Origin of the sequence: Microcoleus sp. D2_18a_B4 (assembly GCF_036702475.1) — a bacterium.
In the GTDB taxonomy this organism is placed as follows: Bacteria; Cyanobacteriota; Cyanobacteriia; order Cyanobacteriales; family Microcoleaceae; genus Microcoleus.
This window is the reverse complement of record NZ_JAUBTL010000009.1, coordinates 18,058-37,285: the sequence shown is the minus strand read 5'-3', so window position 1 is coordinate 37,285 and position 19,228 is coordinate 18,058. Positions and strand designations below refer to the sequence as shown.

Annotated in this window: 11 protein-coding genes; 6 read left to right on the top strand and 5 right to left on the bottom strand. The window is 44.3% G+C overall.

Features of this window, described 5'->3' with window-relative positions; all coding sequences use genetic code 11:
• The first annotated feature begins 211 nt into the window (after positions 1-211).
• The 3 genes from QUB04_RS07810 to QUB04_RS07800 all read left to right on the top strand — a co-directional run bounded on the left by QUB04_RS07810 (position 212) and on the right by QUB04_RS07800 (position 8,081).
• On the top strand, positions 212-2,971 hold the full coding sequence (locus QUB04_RS07810; RefSeq protein WP_333283072.1) for an NHL repeat-containing protein: 2,760 nt from the start codon (positions 212-214) through the stop codon (positions 2,969-2,971).
• Positions 2,972-3,660: 689 nt separating this feature from the next.
• Positions 3,661-5,664 carry a cation:proton antiporter domain-containing protein gene (locus QUB04_RS07805; protein ID WP_333283256.1) on the top strand — a complete coding sequence of 668 codons (2,004 nt, stop codon included), beginning with the start codon at positions 3,661-3,663 and terminating at the stop codon, positions 5,662-5,664.
• 758 nt (positions 5,665-6,422) lie between these two features.
• Positions 6,423-8,081, top strand: a complete 1,659-nt coding sequence (locus QUB04_RS07800) for an alpha/beta hydrolase (RefSeq protein WP_333283069.1) — start codon at positions 6,423-6,425, stop codon at positions 8,079-8,081.
• 926 nt (positions 8,082-9,007) lie between these two features.
• Here the strand turns inward: QUB04_RS07800 and ilvC are convergent.
• A complete protein-coding gene (ilvC, locus tag QUB04_RS07795; protein ID WP_333283066.1) occupies positions 9,008-10,057 on the bottom strand; it encodes a ketol-acid reductoisomerase in 1,050 nt (349 codons plus the stop codon).
• A gap of 308 nt (positions 10,058-10,365) precedes the next feature.
• Here ilvC and gloA2 point away from each other — a divergent pair, with 308 nt between their 5' ends.
• Positions 10,366-10,752: an SMU1112c/YaeR family gloxylase I-like metalloprotein gene (gene gloA2, locus QUB04_RS07790; protein WP_333283063.1), complete on the top strand. Its 387-nt coding sequence runs from the start codon at positions 10,366-10,368 to the stop codon at positions 10,750-10,752.
• A gap of 118 nt (positions 10,753-10,870) precedes the next feature.
• Positions 10,871-12,163, top strand: a complete 1,293-nt coding sequence (locus QUB04_RS07785) for an endonuclease/exonuclease/phosphatase family protein (RefSeq protein WP_333283060.1) — start codon at positions 10,871-10,873, stop codon at positions 12,161-12,163.
• 207 nt (positions 12,164-12,370) lie between these two features.
• Here QUB04_RS07785 and QUB04_RS07780 read toward each other — a convergent pair whose 3' ends face one another.
• The 4 genes from QUB04_RS07780 to QUB04_RS07765 all read right to left on the bottom strand — a co-directional run bounded on the left by QUB04_RS07780 (position 12,371) and on the right by QUB04_RS07765 (position 17,228).
• Positions 12,371-14,041: a dynamin family protein gene (locus QUB04_RS07780; protein WP_333283057.1), complete on the bottom strand. Its 1,671-nt coding sequence runs from the start codon at positions 14,039-14,041 to the stop codon at positions 12,371-12,373.
• Positions 14,042-14,055: 14 nt separating this feature from the next.
• Positions 14,056-16,134, bottom strand: coding sequence for a dynamin family protein (locus QUB04_RS07775; RefSeq protein WP_333283055.1), 2,079 nt, complete (start codon positions 16,132-16,134; stop codon positions 14,056-14,058).
• Between the two features lie 33 nt (positions 16,135-16,167).
• The gene (locus tag QUB04_RS07770; protein WP_333283052.1) at positions 16,168-16,500 is read right to left on the bottom strand and encodes a hypothetical protein; all 333 of its coding nucleotides are present in this window, start codon (positions 16,498-16,500) and stop codon (positions 16,168-16,170) included.
• A gap of 206 nt (positions 16,501-16,706) precedes the next feature.
• The gene (locus QUB04_RS07765; protein WP_333283047.1) at positions 16,707-17,228 is read right to left on the bottom strand and encodes a pentapeptide repeat-containing protein; all 522 of its coding nucleotides are present in this window, start codon (positions 17,226-17,228) and stop codon (positions 16,707-16,709) included.
• 227 nt (positions 17,229-17,455) lie between these two features.
• Between QUB04_RS07765 and QUB04_RS07760 the strand changes: the two genes are divergently transcribed.
• Entirely contained in the window at positions 17,456-18,994 is a 1,539-nt protein-coding gene (locus QUB04_RS07760) for a SagB/ThcOx family dehydrogenase (protein ID WP_333283044.1), read from the top strand.
• Positions 18,995-19,228 lie beyond the last annotated feature (234 nt).

The window sequence follows — 19,228 nt, the reverse complement described above, 5'->3', positions numbered from 1 at the left end:
TATTGACTGTTTGACATTTGAACAATCTGTTTGACATTTGAACAATATTGATGCAACGGCAAACGATAGGATTGAGAAAGGGGACAAATTTCAGGTTTAATTTGGGTAAAAAAATATAAAAAACTTCTTAAGGTACTTGACGTGTTTGGAAAAGAGGGTATAATCCTTTCAAATTAATTCCCGATGGCGGGTGTATCTAAAAAAATAGCTTATGTTTAACACAGCAGGACGGTTTCCAGAAAATCCGATTCCGGGAAATGTTGCGGGTGTTTCAGCGGAAATACTAGACTTATTTGGCAGTAAGTTCGATCGCTTAAATCAGATCCGGACAATTGCCGTAGGCGATACCAATATTTTATTTGATACCAGCTACGCTTTGACTGAAAAACGAGATTGGGCTGCTGCTGCTGCTGGTAGTGCGATCCTCTACGAGGGCTTCGCTAACGACCTTTTTGAGCAATTAACCGACTTCGAGATCCCATCGTCAGGAGGCGACAATCTTAAATTTGATAGTAGTCTCAAATCCCCGACCGCTACCTCCACTCAAGGTGAGATAGACGAACTGACAGGGATGGCTTTACCTGTTGGTGAACTCTCCCTATCCCAAACTTCTTCCCTATTTCCTGATGAAAACTGGGCTTTCAATTTTAAAGATTACACCATCGAGCACCAAGGTTTAAACACCCTCAACCTTAAAGTTGGTTACGGGTTAAAACCGGGAATTACCCCGAACGAATATCCAGATTTTGTTCCCATTTACCAAAGTATTGATAATTTCCTAGTTAACTACCCGAACGAAACAGATTTTTGGGAAATTGTTAACAAAAATTTGACGGAAAAGGTGCTTAATGAAAATCCGGTACTGACAGATGTTACGATTCAACTGGAAGTTTTGCCAACGGAGAGATTGCCCTACGAGCGCGCCAGTACAGTTTTCCGCAGTCAATCGGGCAAAATCGCAGAAGATTGGAATTTTTCAGTCAAAGACTACGCAATCAATCACCAAGGATTGAACAAGCTCAATCTCGATATAGATTACCAGTACAAGCCGGAAATCGCTCCCAATGAATATCCCGATTTTGTGCCAATCTACAAGAGCATTGATAACTTTTTAACCACATATCCGAACGAAACTGATTTTTGGGAAGTTGTCAATAAAAACTTGACTCAAAATATCCTCAACGAAAATCCTGCATTGGCGGCAATTAAGATAGATTTCAACGTTCTGCCAAGCCAAACCTTGCCCTACAACCGCACCAGCAAAGTTACTCGCACTCAACCCAGCAATCCTCAAGGAACTTTCCTAGTTGGCAATAGCCGGGGAAATAATGTACTTCGGTTTGACGGCAATACCGGCAATTTTCTAGGCGAATTTGTTTCACCGGGAAGCGGCGGTTTGTCCAATCCAGATACGATCGTTTTTGGACCCGATGGCAATGGCGATGATAAGTCGGACATTTACGTTAGTAGCGGCGAAAAGCCCGGAAATTCGGGAGAACCGACAGCATCTGCGGTATTGCGGTATGACGGAATTACTGGCGCATTTATTGACAAGTTTGTCGGCGATAATCCGAACACGGCGGCCGATGAAACTGGGGGATTGTTTCGCCCTTACGGTTTAGCTTTTGGCCCTGACGGTAATTTTTATGTCAGCAGTTTTTTGAGTGACCAAATTCTCCGATATAACGGCAAAACAGGACAGTTTATTGATGTATTTGCTTCGGGAAATCAGCAAGCGGGAGGATTGAATGGCCCGAACGGTTTACTGTTTGCTCCTGACGGCAATTTGTATGTGACAACGCAGGGGAGTGTTGCTCGGAATGGTCAACCAGATTATAGCGCCGGTTTCCCCAGTCAGGTGCTGCGTTACAACCCGCAAACCCGGCAGTCAAGTATCTTTGCTTCGCCCGATCCTTCGCCTCGGAGTCAGGGATTTGCAAGTCTTTTGGGAATGGCAATCGGGCCCGGTGACGGCGACCTTTATGTCAGCGATTTTGCTAACGATATCAGGCGCTACAATTTAAGAAGTGGGGAATTGGTCAAGGTTTTATCTACCAATTATACTGACACTTCCCCCAGTAGCAATTATGTAGGTAGTTTGGCTTTTTCGCCGATCGGCAATTTGTTTGCAGTTGGCTTTGACAACCGCGCCAATGCTAACAGTGCCGGCGCTGTTTTGCGGTATAATGGCAAGACTGACGAGCCGCTGCCACTATCGGGAAATTCTGGATCGAGTAACAGTTCTATTTTTGTCCCTCCCGACAGCAAGCTACAGCGTCCAATAGGAATTGCTTTCTTTCCGTCCGACGCTCAACTGACGCAGAAATGGAATTTTACATTGGCCAATTACCCCATTAATCATCAAGGGTTAAACAACCTGAATATTGATGTAAATTATAAGTACAAAGACGGGATTCAAAATTATGAGTATCCTGATTTTGTGCCTATTTACAAGAGCATTGACAATCTTTTAGTTAACTACCCGAACGAAACAGATTTTTGGGAAATTGTCAACAAAAATCTGACCGAAAAAGTGCTTGCTGACAATCCGGCACTTTCGTCGGTGACGGTTAATTTGGATGTTTTACCGACGAACCGATTGCCTTACGATCGCAGCAGTACCGTTACTCGCACTCAAGATGGTAAATTAGGCGAAGCATGGGATTTCAAGATTCCTAATTACTCGATCGATCACCAGGGTTTGAATAACCTCAATATTGATGTCAAATATCAGTACAAACCAGGAATTACCCAGGATGAGTATCCCGACTTTGTGCCGATTTACCAAAGCATCGACAGTTTCTTGACTAATTATCCCAATGAAACGGATTTCTGGGAAATTCTTAATAAGAGTTTGACGCAAAAGCTGCTAGCCGAAAATCCGGCTTTGGATTCGTTGCAAATTAATCTGGATGTTTTGCCGACAAACAGATTGCCTTACGAGCGAGCTAGTATTGTGTCGATCGCTTAGCCTATCATTTAAAATTAGATGGAAAAATCTTGACAAGAAATACATACTTAGCTACCGTAAGGGTACGGTTAAGTACGTTGCGTAGAAACCATGTTTTTTCGCGTCCAAGACTAACCCATTTAAATTGTCTGTTGTGGTGAAAAACCCGGTTTTTTTAAGAAACCGGGTTTCTGAATTAGGAGCGAGTTTGCCAAAGTCCATCTTGGGATATATGTCTGTGTCCCCCTGCATTTGATACCTAAATAGTTGTGGACGCAAATAGGATAAAAAACCAGGTTTCGGCGTTAAAGTCGGGAGCATCTCAGTTTTGCAAAAAGCATTTTTTTTATTATAGTGCGAGCGTCCCCGCTCGCGTATTCTACAAATCGCGAGCGGGGAAGCTCGCACTATAAATGCAAAACTGAGATGCTCCCTTAAAGTCGATCGCTCACAACCTGTTATGTTGATTCTTAACCGGGTTTTTGTGCCTTCAGCAAAAAATATAGTTTTTTTTATCGGAGTTCGTGATTCACCCAATTTCTAGTCATCAAACCCATATTTTCCCAATAAACCGACTTACTCGCGCCCAGTCTTACTTATTAAAAATTACCCGGTCGATTATTGATAATACCTCTTTAGATTGATAGACATTTTGATTATTTCCTTTTAAATATGGTAGCAGTTCGCTGCCAATATTTAGGGTGAAATTCATGTTAACTTCCGGGCCGATTACCGCTCCCGTTCCCGTTTTTCTAGTTCTTTTAGCAATCATGCTACTCGCGCCGCTGTTATTTGAGCGCTTGCGACTACCGGGAATAGTCGGTTTAATTATTGCTGGCGTAATCGTCGGGCCCAACGGTCTCAATTTGCTGCAACGGGACGCTACTATTGTTTTGTTAGGTACTGTAGGATTGCTGTTTTTGATGTTCCTAGCGGGACTGGAAACTAGCCTCGATGACCTCAAACTCAATGCAGACAAAGCTGTCATATTTGGGTTGGCTACTTTTTCGCTACCGATGATATTGGGGACAGCAGCCATGCTGCTGTTGGGATATAGCTGGCTGGCTGCAATTTTAGTCGCTTCTTGTTTCGCTACGCACACGCTTTTAGCACTGCCAATTCTCACAAAATTGGGATTGATGCGAACTCAGACTATTACTACGACTTTGGGCGGGACTTTAATTACGAATGTGTTGGGGCTGTTGGTGCTGGCAATTGTTGTTAAAGCTTTCAAAGGAAATCTCACTCTCGAATTTTGGCTGTTTCTAATTCCATCTCTTGCTATCTACACTTTTGGTACTTTGTGGGGAGTTCCCAAAATCGGTCGCTGGTTCTTTAAGAAATTTGGGCACGACGAAAATGCAGAATTTATATTTGTATTGGCAACCCTCTTTCTAGTTTCTTACGCAGCAGAACTAATTGAAATTGAGGCAATTATTGGTGCATTTTTATCGGGAATTGCAATTACTCAAATTATTCCCAAAATGAGTCCCCTGATGAATCGGATTGAGTTTATTGGGAATACGCTTTTTGTGCCGTTTTTTCTGATTTCTGTGGGGATGTTAATTGACCCGCTAATTTTGGTGAAGCAGCCGCAGTCTTTGTTGGTGGCGGCGGTGATGATTTTAGCAGAGGCAGTGAGCAAGTTTTTGGCAGCTTGGATACCGGGGAAAATATTTGGTTTTGGGTTTCCCAACATTATGGTAATGTTCGGCCTTTCTGGTGCTCAAGCTGCTTCTACTTTGGCTGCGATTACTGTTGCTTTTGACATTAAATTGGTCGATCGCGTAACGGTGAACGGCATCATTGCCATGATTTTAGTAACTTGTGTCGCTTCTCCTTGGATTGTATCTCGGTGGGGCCAACAAATGCAGCAGCCCGAGTCGAGTTTGTCGGCGGTTAGTTCGGGAAAGAATTCATGGGGAGATCGAGTTTTAGTGCCTGTTGCTAATCCGAATACGGAAGATAATTTGCTGCGTTTGGCTTTGATATTAGCAAAAAGATATCAGGGAACTTTGCTGCCGCTGCATATTTTGTCCGATCGCGGGGAAGCAATTTCGCCCGCAGATAAAATGCAGCAAACTCAACTTTTGACGGCGGCGCAAACTGTTGCCCATGCTGCTGCTTGTGCGGTTGAACCGATCGCGAGGATAGATGATGCGATCGATCGTGGAATCCTACGGAGTGCAACCGAACGCGAGGCTAGTTTAATAGTTTGCGGTTGGAAGGGATTTTCCACAACTCGCGACAATTTTTTCGGCAGCATCATTGACACAGTGATCAGGCGATCGCCCGTACCCGTACTGATTGCTCGATTTCCCGATCCTCTCCAGAATACAGCCAGAATTATTTTGGCGGTAACTGACAGCGAGTTGACTCGGTTTGGATTTCAGGAAACCGTGGATATTGCTAAGAGTTTGGCCGAGGAACTTAAGGCGAGTTTGCAAGTGTTGTTGGTGGCGACAAAACGGGAACAAAGCAACCAAAGTGCGGCGGAGGTGGAAATTCTCTCTGAGATACCAGTAAATCGGGTGCGGGGAAATTTTATCAAGCTAGTTTCGCAGAATTTGTTAGAACACGATTTGCTGATTTTAACAACAATTTCTCAGCAACAGAATATGTGGGACAAACCAGGAACTCTCAAAGAACCGGAAGCGCTAGCCCGGGTTCACGCAGATATTTCGATGCTTGTTGTTTATTTTCCTGTATCTTGAGGAATATATTAACCGCAGATGATGTTATGAATCTGCATTGATCTGCTGTTAAGATTTAATCCTAATCCATCCGATGCAACCGTCCATGAGATAACTAACTCCCGAAGTTTGTACTTTTCGGGCTGCACGTTAATATCAAATCCGTGGGTACCGACACTATTTATTTCTCTCTTCTCTTCCTGGGCGCCCTCTGCGCCCTCTGCGGTTTAATCATTCAAAAACAACCCGCCTAAAGCCCGGACGATCGTACCCACTTTGGCAAATTAATTTCGATCGCACCCCGATGGAGGCAATTTCTCGGCATCTAGGACAATTTCTCGGCATGGGGGAGAATTTTGAGAATATGGTGATATAGCTGGTAAAAGTATAGTCATCTATTACATGACATGGGAGGCCTTCGGCCCCTCCCCCTTCACTTTTACTTTGAGCGGATTGACCCGCCTCGGCTGAGCTACGCAGCTCCCTATCCCATTGCTCAATGCTTTTGGGAGTGCTTTTGCCACGATCGTGTAATACCCATTCACGGAGCGCATTAATTAACAAACCATCTGCGGTTTTGTACAAACCTCTGTGGATGTGTTTGCCAATCGGCTAGCTGGATGAGTGATAGGTGTGGCTCGTAAATTCATGCCGCGTTGAAAGCGGTTGCTTGGGCAGTCCAAATCCTTCTGATCAGTCAGCATATACTACTCCTGACTATCTTTGACGAGAAACTTAATGAAGTTTTACAATACCCCCTCTAGTTCAATAACGTAAAAATGAGCATCAGACCAAATTTCAGATGGTTTTCTTCAGTGGCGAGTGTTTTGGGTTCGATTTCGATCGGCCCTTTGAGCGGCGCGACATCCTCTGTAAAAGCTGCAGAAACGGTTGTTGTCCGCAAAGGTATTTTAGAATCGTCAATATCGGTTGCGGATTTGCGCGAACTCGCAGAAACAGGAAAAGTCCCCGCCAAACTGCAAGCATACGCCAATCTCCTGTCTGAGGAACAGCGGAGTAAAATTTTTCGGGCGCTGCAAGCGAAAATTCCCCTAAATGTAGTCGGCCTGAGCAACTTGCTAAATACGGGCATCGGCACTGGCATCCTGACGGATTTGACTACTGTCATACCCAGGCGCGACGGTGGGGGTGTGGAAGCGCTGCGAGCGGCTCTGGTGCAGGGAGCAAAGGCGCCGGAAGGCTTATCGATATTGAGTTTCATTGAATCTTATCCGAGCTCGCGCGTGGTGGTGGATATCGATCGAGCTTTCGCTGTTTTGGGAAATATGAACGTAAGTTTTTGGCAAACTCAGCGCTTTATGGCGGCGATCGCACCTCAGTTAGCAGCGGTTAAACCCGCGTTTAAGCTGCCTTTCGATCCCACCCAGCCAGGCCCTAATTTCGTGCAGGTACGGGCGCTAGATTTGAACGATAGCGCCCGCAATCGACCTATTCCGGTTGATGTGTACTGGTCGAGAGCTGCGACAGCCGACAAACCGACGATCGTCTTTTCTCACGGGTTGGGTTCCGTCCGCACGGATTTGCGCTACTTAGCCGAGCATTTGGCGTCTCACGGCTATGTGGTAGCAGCTTTAGAACATCCGGGCAGCAACGAGACGAACACAAATGCTGCGATGGCGGGGAAGTGTCCCTTGCTAGCTCCTCAAGAGTTTTTAGACCGTCCCAAAGACATCAGTTTTGTACTCGACGAACTGACAAAATTGAACGAAACTGATGATAATTTACAGGGTAAAATCGCGATCGAGCGATCGATAATAATTGGCTATTCCTTCGGCGGCGCTACAGCCTTGTCCGTGGCCGGCGCCGAACTGCAATTGAGCGGACTCAAACAAAGGTGTCAGGGGGATTTGATTGGGTTCAGCTTAGGCGAAGGCATTCAGTGCACGGCAGCCGGATTGCCCGAAGAACGGTATCAATTGCGGGATGGCAGGATTAAAAGGGCGATCGCCATGAATCCGATCACATCATTATTATTTGGAGAAACGGGCTTAAGTAAAATTAAGATTCCCACATTAATAGTAGCATCTTCTGCCGACAAAACAACTCCTGCCTTAGCAGAACAAATTGCCGGCTTTCCGAAAATTCCATCTCCTAAATGGCTAGTTGGTTTTGTAGGAGCAACCCACTTAAGCGTCAAAGATCCGAGTACAACTTTAAACCAAGTTCGCCGGCCGAGCACAGAAATTACCGGCGATGAAGTTGTCGGCGACCAAGCTGTTAGCATACGCAATTATATTAAAGCTGTAAGTTTGGCTACCGCCGCTCAACTGACTGCTGAAGCTGACAAATATGCAGTCTTTCTAACACCAGAATACGCGCAATTTGCTTCTACATCGGCAATCCCGGTGCGGCTAGTAACAGAAATTTCCCCGGAAATTAATACAGTCGTGCAAACTTTTATTCAAAGGAATAAGTAGTCATTAGTGATTAGTGATTAGTCATTAGTCATTAGTCATTAACTAATATGATCTCCGGTCAATTACCCGAAATTAGGTAGGGGCGGGTTCACCAACAATATCTGCCAATAATTGACAATCTCAAAAACCCGCCCCGGCCGGGATATTATGGTCAATCGATCGGACATGATATAATATCGACTCTCTAACGACATCGGAATTGATATTACCCACAGTCAGGACACCGCGCCGTGCCGTTTTCCTACAATTAATCGGGCGATGGTTACATCTTTCATCGAAGAAGATTGATGATTTTGGGGTAGGGAAACGGCACGGCCGCGTCCGAGATTGCTGAGGTCTATTTTTCTTCTTAAGCTATTTCTGATATTTTTTGTCCGTGCAAGGGCAAAATATAAGCAACCGCTTTCACAAACTCTACTCCCCAACTGCCATGCCTAAAAAAAATCTTATCCCGCTGTTGCTTCTGTTTGCAGCCCTGTTTACCCTTTACGGTGACACTTTAACTTTTCTCCCCAAACCTGTAAGAGATACTAGCGTGGCAAGTCGAAAGTTCTTCGTCGGGTTGTGGCCAGATTGGTTGAGGCCGAGAGATTTCAACGAGAAAAGGCAACAGGATATTGAGAAATTGCAAAAAAGTCCTAGCCCGAGTCGATAGTTTTGATCTACCAGCGAGAAACCCGGTTTCTCTAACAATACTTAGCCATTTTCTTGTAGGTTGGGTTAAGCGAAGCACAACCAAACATGACGATTTTAGATTGTAGATTTTAGATTTTTCCTCCAATCTCAAATCGATTAAACTTGAGATTTTAGATTTTCCTCCCAGCGGTAAGGTGTGCATTGCACACCCTACAGATAGAGGTTATGCGTCCCGACTGTTTTAGATTTGTACTCCCATCTAAAATCTAAAATCTAAAATCTAAAATTGATTAAGCCTGCTTTTTCAACCAGCTAAACATAGCTCGCAAATCTTTACCAACTTCTTCAATAGGATGTTCTGCTTCCTGACGGCGCATGGAGGTAAAACCTGGCTTGCCGGCTTGGTTTTCCAGAACGAATTCGCGGGCAAATTGGCCGGATTGAATTTCGCTGAGAATTTTACGCATTTCGGCGCGGGTTTGATCCGTGACGATGCGGGGGCCGCGAGTTAAATCGCCGTATTCTGCGGTATTGGAGATGCTGTCGCGCATTTTGGCGAGGCCTCCTTCTACTACTAAGTCAACGATAAGTTTAACTTCGTGCAAACATTCAAAATAAGCTAATTCCGGTTGATATCCGGCGTTAACTAAAGTTTCAAATCCAGCTTTAATTAAGGCGCTCAAACCGCCGCACAAAACTACTTGTTCGCCAAAAAGATCGGTTTCTGTTTCTTCGCGGAAAGTGGTTTCCAGGATGCCGGCTCTGGTGCCGCCGATACCTTTAGCATAGGCCATTGCCCGATCGCGCGCTTGACCGGAAGCATCTTGATATACTGCAAACAAACTCGGAACACCTTCCCCTTGTTCGTAAGTCCGCCGCACCAAGTGTCCGGGGCCTTTGGGGGCCACCATTACTACGTCTACATTGGCAGGGGGAACAACTTGGCCGAAGTGAATGTTAAAACCGTGAGCAAATGCTAAAACATTTCCTTCAGAAAGGTTCGGTTCGATTTGTTCTTTGTAAATAGTTTTTTGAACTTCATCGGGCAATAAAATCATGATGAAGTCAGCAGCAGCGGCTGCTTTGTCTACCGGGTGAACTGTTAAACCCGCGTCGGTTGCTTTGGCGGCAGATTTGCTACCGGGATACAAACCGACAACGACATTCATGCCACTGTCTTTGAGGTTAAGGGCGTGGGCGTGTCCTTGGGAACCGTAACCGATGATAGCCACCGTTTTGTTGGCTAAGATGTCTAGGTTCGCGTCGGTGTCGTAATACATACGGGCCATAGTGCTTGTCTCCTGAGATGCAAATTGGGTGATTGACTGCAAAACTCTCATTTTATCAAAGTAGGGTACTTTTTCTGCAGAAATTTTTAGGTTAAGATTTAGGCGAGGGAAAATTTAGGGATCTCGCGCTGAATTTAGCAGGGTTTCTCGCAGAGTCTGCGATCGTCAAATATAATTGTCAATAGCGTGCTGTGCATTTGGAAAAACCTCACATCTTGCACCATTCTCAAGAACAGGCAAGATGCCTGTTCCACAAAGAGTAAATTTTTTTTGTGGAACAGGCATCTTGCCTGTTCATAAAAAGCTTATTGAGAATGGTGCAACATCTCATAAAAATGCAACTAACTAACTTTTGTAAGATGAAAATAAAAGCAATACATCATGTGGCGATTATTTGCTCGGATTACGAAGCATCGAAGAAATTTTATGTAGAAGTATTGGGATGTTCCATTCTCAAAGAAACTTTCCGAACCGAGAGGAATTCTTACAAACTCGATTTGCGAGTCGGCAATGGCGACACCATCGAGCTTTTCTCATTTACCCATCCTCCTGAAAGAGTTAACAATCCAGAAGCTTGCGGTTTGAGACATTTAGCTTTTGCCGTAGAAGACATAGAAGCATCAGTTGCTTACTTAAAATCCCAACAAGTAGAAGTAGAACAAATTCGCCTTGACGAGATTACAGAAAAACGGTTTACATTTTTCAGAGATCCCGACAACTTACCCTTAGAAATCTATGAAATTTAAGGAGTATCCCGATTTTGTAAAGTCGCTCTTAAGTCAATAGGTGGGGTGTGCATTGCCCTAAAAACTGCATGATTCATTCCCAATCTAAAATCTAAAATTTAAAATATAAAATTGTATAATGGACTATATCATCAGAAACACAATCACGGTCGGATTGCCTGCTTTAATGCTATTTATAGCCATATTAGCTACAGGTAAAACAGGTAACGCAGCCGTTTGGTCGGGTTTGGTTAAAGTCGGCGGTTCCTTTGGTATCCTGGTCGGTTTAGGTGTGTTGGTATTTGCAGGAATTGTTGCCAATTATTTTAGTTATTTTGTGGTAGATAGTTTGCTGGTGAGATTTTATCAAAAGCGGCGAGTGTTGGAACAGCCAGAACAACTGGTAACAGAAATTGATAAATTGCCGATTACCAACGACCTTAAAATTAAGCTCAAATGGGCGGTGATGCACAGCAGCAACTACAAAATAATTAGCTTGAAGCACGTAATTTTAAAAGGGTTTATTATCGTCGCAACTGTAAATGCTGTATTGTCAATAGTCGGTTATTTGGGAGAATTCAACATTTTTTTTGAATTGACTTCTCATTTTAAACTACAATATCTGGTGGTTGGTTTCTCTACTTTTATATTCTTCGCTCTCGTGCGCTCCAAAAAAATATGGTTGCTGGTGAGCGCATTTTGCATTATCATTAATTTGGCGGAAATTGTTCCTTGGTATTTTCCAGCGCCAGCAGTTGCAGGAGCAAATCCCGGACACAACTTGCGGATTTTGCATTCAAATGTTTTAAGGGCTAATCGGCGATATTCTGAGGTGATATCGCTGGTTAAAGTAGAACAACCTGATATCGCGGTTTTTGTAGAAGTCAACTCAACTTGGGCAAAACAGTTATCGGTTTTAAGCGAGATTTTTCCTTACTCTTCTACCCAGCAAGAATCTGAGAGATTTGGCAGTGCAATATACAGCAAGCTGCCTTTAGAAAATTCTGCGGTTAAAGCCTTTTCAAATCAAAGAAAGAGCTTGTCGGCGGATGTTAAATTTCAAGGTAAAATCATTTCTCTGATTCTTGCTCATCCGACTGTGCCAGTCAAACAGGAGAGTTTTATCAATCGCAATAAACAGCTAGCAGCCATCGGCGAGTATGCAGCCCAAGTAAAAAATCCGCTGATTGTGGTTGGGGATTTAAATACCACAATGTGGTCGCCATTCTACAAAAATATGGTAAAAACCGGAAATTTGCGAAATGCGCGATCGGGCTTTGGCATTTTACCGACTTGGCCGACTTTTATGCCGCTAGCTTATATTCCGATCGACCACTTTCTAGTCAGCAAAGAAATTGGTGTTTTGAAGATTCGTACTGGCCGCAATGTCGGTTCGGATCATTTGCCGTTAATTACAGATTTGGTCATTTGAAGGAAGTTAAAGCAGTGACTGATTAGAAATCAGATATTTCACTATTTTTAGGAACGGGCAAGATGCCCGTTCCACAATAAAACTGAATTTTTGTGGCACAGGCATTTTGCCTGTTCTTCCCACATTAAAACTGAATTTTTGTGGAACAGGCATCTTGCCTGTTATTAATGATTTGATAGTGCCATCAAAGTAATATAAAATCTCAAATCATATAACTTTTATTCTCTCCAATTGTGCTTCTAAGTTCTCGATTAAATTATTTACTAACTGTAACTGGTACTGTTGAACATTAATATTTAATGGCTCTTTGCTTTCTTGAAAACAGATAACTTTTCCGGCGATTTCCTTGTAGTGTTGCAGCATGGAAAAAGTATCGGTACTGAAGCGAGCGAGATAGTTTTTAGCAGCCTCGCTGCAAATTTCCGTTACTTGATTGAGATAAGCTTCTGACGATTCAGGCGGCTTTTCATACCCAGTTCTTTTATTCAAAATATAGCTAGCACCGCCGACTACTGCAGCTCCCACAGGCCCGCCCAATAGCCAACCTAAGCCTGTTGCGATCGCCACTGGAGTCACTTCGCTGTCGATCGACTTTTGAGCGGGAGGTGGTGGCGGCTCCGGTAAACTGACTTGCGGGGATGGAGGAAACGAAATCAAAAGGGCGATCGGCTGTTCTTTCTCAAAGAATTCGCAAGCTTTATTTACCCATTCTGCGATGGTTTGCTGCTGATGTAAGGCCTCTCGCTGAAATTTTAGCTTCCACGCATCAAAACTCCCTTCCTGAAGCGACAGCGCCATTTCCGATTGATACCGCTGCAAAAGTGTGGGCTGGTAAAGCCAAATCTCGAAATCGGAAACGCTGGCTTGAAAGCCTTTTGATATCAGTTTTTCTGCTTTTTGTTTAATTTCAATTTTGTCTTTATGCTTTTTTTGAGCAGCGGCTATTTCTGCGGTGACATTTTCAGCTTTGGCTCGGAGAGATTGGCAAATTTTAGTAGCTATAGCTTCAATTCTGGGCAACTTAACTGCTAGTTGTTCCTGTTGAGCTGCCACAATACTTTGCAAAGCCGATTCAAAGGCGGCAATTCCTGTAGTTTGGGCGGCCGCCACATCTCCTTTTAGCCTAGCCCTCAAAGCCGGCAAAGCATCGACGCGGTAGATATTGCTGATATTGTTCGGCAAATTGGAGCGAAAACTTTCGGCAACAAACAACAACCGATTGTATACTTGTTTTTGGTCGTCTGGTTCGAGTAGATTGAGAAAATTGGCAACAAAGACGACTGTGTTGATGTTGCGATCGCTCAACCAATCTCTCAAGTTCTCCCGTTCGCCTAAAGTCATCAATTTGCGAGCATCTAAAACCTGCACAATTAAATCAGCCGTTAACAATTTATCCCGAACCAAATTATCCTGTTCTTCGCGGTCATTGGTTCCCGGCAAATCCAGCAATTCCACACCGGTTTGCAGGAATGGATGGGGACAGTAAACATTCACGGCCGCCACATCATCCCGCATTTGTCTCGCGTCGTCAAGGATGGCGTAGCGTTTCAAAACATCAGTCCCCCGTTCGCTAACTTCCGTGCCGTCTTTCAGGGTAATTTTTGCGTGCAATTCCTCACCGTAGTTGACATAAATGGCAGCACCTGTAGTGGGCACAAGGTCGATCGGCAAAGCACGATTTCCCAGCAAAGCATTGAGCAAAGTTGACTTGCCGTAATTAAACGGGCCAAAAACAGCAATTTGAAAAGTAGGTTTGGCGAGATAGTCGCAAATTGAGGTGGTATCTCGATACAGTTGGGAGTTTTTGTCAAGTTCGAGAATACCGAGTGCTGATTTGAGATTGTCGGTGAGGTATTGATAAATTTCGGGTTGTTGCATATTGTTGTTTTATTTCATTTAGCGGATGCTAGGAAACATTGATATAGCGATTCAATACTCTGCGACTCGACAGAAACATCAGCCTCCAATTTTTTCAACCGCTGCGATTCAGCCTGACAATTAATCTCGCGAGATTCCTTTTGAGCCAGCAAATTATCTAACTCAGATTTCCGAGAAGTAATATCAGCATTCATGCGATCGCCCACTTCTCGCCCGTAAACATCAAAACACTCTTTTACAGCATCGTGAATCGGCTGCCATTGGTCTTGAGCCACCTGCGGCAGATATTTCACTAGCTCTTTTTTCGCCGCTTTCACCAACTGTTTATGAGCTCCGTCTGCTTGCAAAACCCCAACACCCATCCCCAATAAAGCCAAGTACAGCGGCCCCAAAACAATCCCCGTCAAACTAGCAAGAATCGTACTGACGCTCAACACAGTGATTAAGTTGAGCAGGATATTTTTCCAATCAAAACCCGCTCCTGCCATTGCTACACCTGCCAGATTTCCGGTAGTTAACGAGAACAATCCCATCGCCCATTTTGCCCAACTGGGCGAGTTATCTTCGTTCGAGTTGCTGACTGCTGCTGGGATTTTTTGTCCCGTCAGTTTTTCGGTAATTTTTTCAGTCACTTTCGTGTAAGATGCTCCGTAATTTGCGGCACTTTTCGATAGCTGCGAAAATGCTGAATTCATTTCTTGTTCGGCCGTGAGAGTCCAAGCTGCTAGTTTGTCATTGATGTACTGCTCGAATGCTCGTTTGAGCGATGCTTCAAAAGCTTCTCGCTTGCCTTGGCTGAAGAAATCCAGAAATCTCAGTTCAGGTTGATACCGTAAGAAATCTGCTTCAAAGGTATTTTCTAAGTTAAGAACGTAGGCGCGGAAAGAATCTGCGATCGCCCGCGATTTACTATCTCTAACTTCGATAATTTCTCGTTGAAATTCATCCCGAATCTGAGTCAGCTTTTTAAACTCCGGCTCAACTGAATTAATCTTTTCCTTCAACTCATTGACATCGCGATCTAGTAATGGTAAGCGGCGTCCAACAGCTTCGCGGACACGAGCAGAAATTTGACGGGCCAAAGTCCTCGCCGGACGCAATTCCGAAATCGCCCTTTCCTGCGTCAAAAACGTATTTAGTGCCGCCATGAATTCGGGAAAACCAGTTCCTGCCAAATCCGCATCCGGGTTTTTCATCCGCAACCTGAGTGCCTTAATTGAGGTAATTGGAAACACTCGCTCGTCGTAAATGTCGTGGCCTTCTGTTAAACAATATTCAGCCAAATTAGCTTGAAAAACCCGCCGCAGTTTCCCTTCTGCTTCTGCCAATTCTTCAGGATCATCCGGGTCAATCAAACTTTCCCGCACCTGATCCCAAGCATTGATCAGGAAGAAAATGCTCAATCCGCGATTTTTGATGTAATTTTCTAGATAGCGTCTTTCACCCATTGTACAAGGCTGAGTTGCCCTGAGCACAAACAAAATAGCGTGGCAGTTGTTGATGTAACCGAGAGATAATTCATTGCGGGATTCTGTATCGTTCAGCCCGGGACTGTCTACTATTTCTATGCCTTTTTCCAGCAAAGGTAAGGGATATTCTACTACGGCGCAATCGATATCTGGAAATGCTGGTTTCTTTTCTTCTTCTAAGCGTTTGGCCTCAGCGGGGTCAATTGTGTAGTTCTGTTTAAAACTTTTAAAATCTAGCTGTTTTGGGCTTTTGCCGTCATTGAAATAAACGGTGACTTTTTTTTCTGAACCGTAGCGCAAAATCGTCAGCAAAGCTGTACAGGGATTTACATCGCTGGGCAGTAAGTTTTCGCCGATTAACGCATTGAGAAAAGTGCTTTTTCCGCGTTTCATGTCGCCTAGCACTAGCAGGCGAAAGACTCCTTGGCGCAAGTTTTTACTGGCGATATCAATGTCGGCGTTGTCTGTTTCTAAACCGAGTTTTCCCGATGCTTCTCCTCCTGCTAATTCTGATTGCTTGATGGCTGTGGCGATGTTGCTGAGGCGATCGGCAATTTCTCGGCGCACGGCGGCTACTCGCTCTAAATCGTTGAGAAAGTTGCTAGTTTCTACTTTAAGGTTCATGGCTGTTTCCTGATAGTTTCATGCTTGGGCTTTTCAACTTCTGTCTTCTTCAATAAACATTTTGTAAGCTATCAAAGCAATGCCTCCTACTATCAGCGCGGCTGCCAGCCAAGATGCTATGCGAACTGCAACGACAACAGCAATGACAATGCCTGTAAATTGAGCTGCTGCTATAATTTTTCGGCGCCACTGTTTGAGTTTGCCGTTAACTTGGCTTTCTGGTTCTTGGTACTTGCTTGTTAGATGTTCGGGCACTGAGCGGTCAATTTCGGCTTCTAGTTCGCGGAGCCGAATTTCTTGTTCTCGCTTCCGCAGTTCTTGTTCTTTGCGCCGGAGTTCTCGGGATTTGTTGTCAGGAGAATTCATAAATTTTAGCCTGTTTTCCGCTGGAAAAATGTGTTATTTATTGTCAATGTTGCGGATCGATAAGTTCTCTACGACTGTAACTCACATTTTCCCGCCTGTCGAGAAATGTTAAGAAATTTTAAAAATGGCGATTCCCTACGGGATAGCTAGCCTTCACGACTAATTAAGCCGATCGCCCTACGCCCTAGACTAGCGGCTGCAAATCATCAATAGCCTTCGGGCCCGATAGTAGTGCGATCGCACTCCGCTTCCGACAAATCAACCAAGCGCGATCGAAATAAGTTGCAGCCCGCTAATTGAGCTTTAGTTAACTTTGCTTTCTCCAAATTAGCTCGGCTCAAATCCGCATATCTCAAATCGGCATTCGTCAAATCTGCATTGTACAAATCCGCACCTTGCAAATTGGCTTTCTGCAAATTAGCACCTTGCAAATTGGCATGACGCAAATTTGCTCTTGATAAGTTTGCTCTTGATAAAGTTGCTTCCGACAAGTTAGCTTGATAAAGTTGAATGTCGCCCAATTCAGCATCTTGCAAATCAGTTTTATAAAGATTGGCTTGAGTCAAATTTCCGTAGGGCAAATAAGCTCGCCTCAGAACGCTACCAGAAAGATTTATTTCTGTCAAATCTGCTTGAAACAAGTTATGTTCACTTAAGTCAACGGCGTTAAAGTTTCGCTTGCCCTCAGCATACTGAGCCAGCAATTCCTCAGCGCTTAGCTTTTGCATTTTCATTCCTCATGACGACAGCTACTGCAGCCAATCCATAACAGTAATTAATGGTTATTATTCTGTGTATTTATACTTAGGCATTATTTTATGTTAAGCTTGTGTAACAACGATCTCATTTTTTCTAAGATTTTTTTTATATTTGTAAATTTTTGCCTTGCTCGACCAGTAAGCGGTTAGTAATGTCAAGATCGATCGAGAAACCAAAGTCAATCCTCTACTGAAATATGCCAGAACATCCTCTCTCCATTGCTCAGCACTACCACGAACGGACAAAATACGACCCTGAAACCATTGCTGCTAAAAGTAAACAGCTAGATTGGACAGAGCAACCTGTGCCTTTCAAAGAATATAAAATTGGAGCGTATTTTGACCTCAAGCCTTATCTCAAAGACCCCTCCGAGGATGCCGATGCCGATCCCGATGCCGCTTGGTGGCGTCGGTTATCTAGCTTGTTGCTGTGCAGCTACGGGTTGACGGCGAAAGTGCAGACGGTAGACGACAGCTACCTGTATTTGCGATCTGCACCGTCGGCGGGAGGGCTGTACCCAGCAGAGGTTTATTTAATCTCCCGTGGCACTGCCCAGTTGCCGGCCGGACTCTACAATTATCAGTGCAGAACTCATTCACTTGTTCATTTTTGGGACAGTCAAGTTTGGCCGGTCTTGCAAGCAGCTTGTTTCCAGTCGCCAGCGCTAGAAAATACCCAATTGGCGATCGCCATTACCACTGTTTTTTTCCGTTCTTCTTGGCGTTACGAAGACCGAGCTTATCGGCGAATTTTTCTAGACACCGGTCATTTATTGAGTAATATCGAGTTAGCTTGCGCCGTCAACGATTACCGACCTCACCTGATTGGAGGATTCGCCGACGAAGCTGTCAATGAATTACTGTACATCGACTCGGAGCAAGAAGGAGCGATTTGTGTAGTTGCTTTAGCCGACTTGCTAGATATTGACCAAAACTTGCCTAAATTTAAAACAGCTTTGCCCGGAAATACCACGACAGATTACCCAAAAATTTCCGAAGGTCAACTGTTAAAATACCTCCACAAAGCCACGCATTTAGAATCTGATCCTACCGGATCTGACGGCTGGAAACTGGATGAAAGTGAAGGGGAATTAGAGGATAAATACAACTTTCCATTTTGTACTAAAGTTTCGACGGTCACTCCTTCGATTCCTTGGGGAGTGAACCTGGAAACTTTAGAAAACACTATGCTCAAAAGGCGTTCTACCCGTGCTTATACAGGTGCTTCTTTAAGCTTGGGCGAACTGCTAGCTATGCTCGATTTTACTTACCAGCCGCAGCACTATATCGACCAAGGGCTAGACGGTTCTCCCGACTATTTCGATCTAAGTTTGATCGAGACTTTTATTGCTGTTTCGGGAGTGAATGGGTTAGAAGAAGGCTGTTACTATTACGCTCCGAAAGCTCAAGAATTGCGGCAAATTAGGTTTAAAAATTTCCGCAGGGAATTGCATTTTTTGTGTTTGGGGCAAGATTTAGGCAGAGATGCGGGGGCGCTGTTATTTCACACGGCGGATTTGAACAGGGCTGTAGCAAAATATGGCGATCGAGTTTACCGCTATTTGCACATGGACGCGGGTCATTTGGGCCAGCGGTTGAATTTAGCAGCTATGCAACTGCGTTTGGGTGTCAGCGGTATCGGCGGCTTTTTTGACGATCGCGTCAATGACGTTCTCGGTATTCCTGCGGGTGAGGCTGTGCTTTATATTACAAGTCTCGGAAGACCTCGATCGTAAGAATGACGTAGTTGTTATTTGTCAGTAGTATTGCTTCACTAAGCCCAGGCGCATCTAAATTTTACAGTCAAGTTTGATGAAATTAACATCTTACACCCTTCTCAAGAACAGGCAAGATGCCTGTTCCACAAAGAGTGAAATTCGGTGTTTCATAAAAAGTGAAATTCTTGTGGGGAGTAGGGGTTGGGCGTCCCGCCCGCCCTAAAAATACAACAGAACAGGCAAGATGCCTGT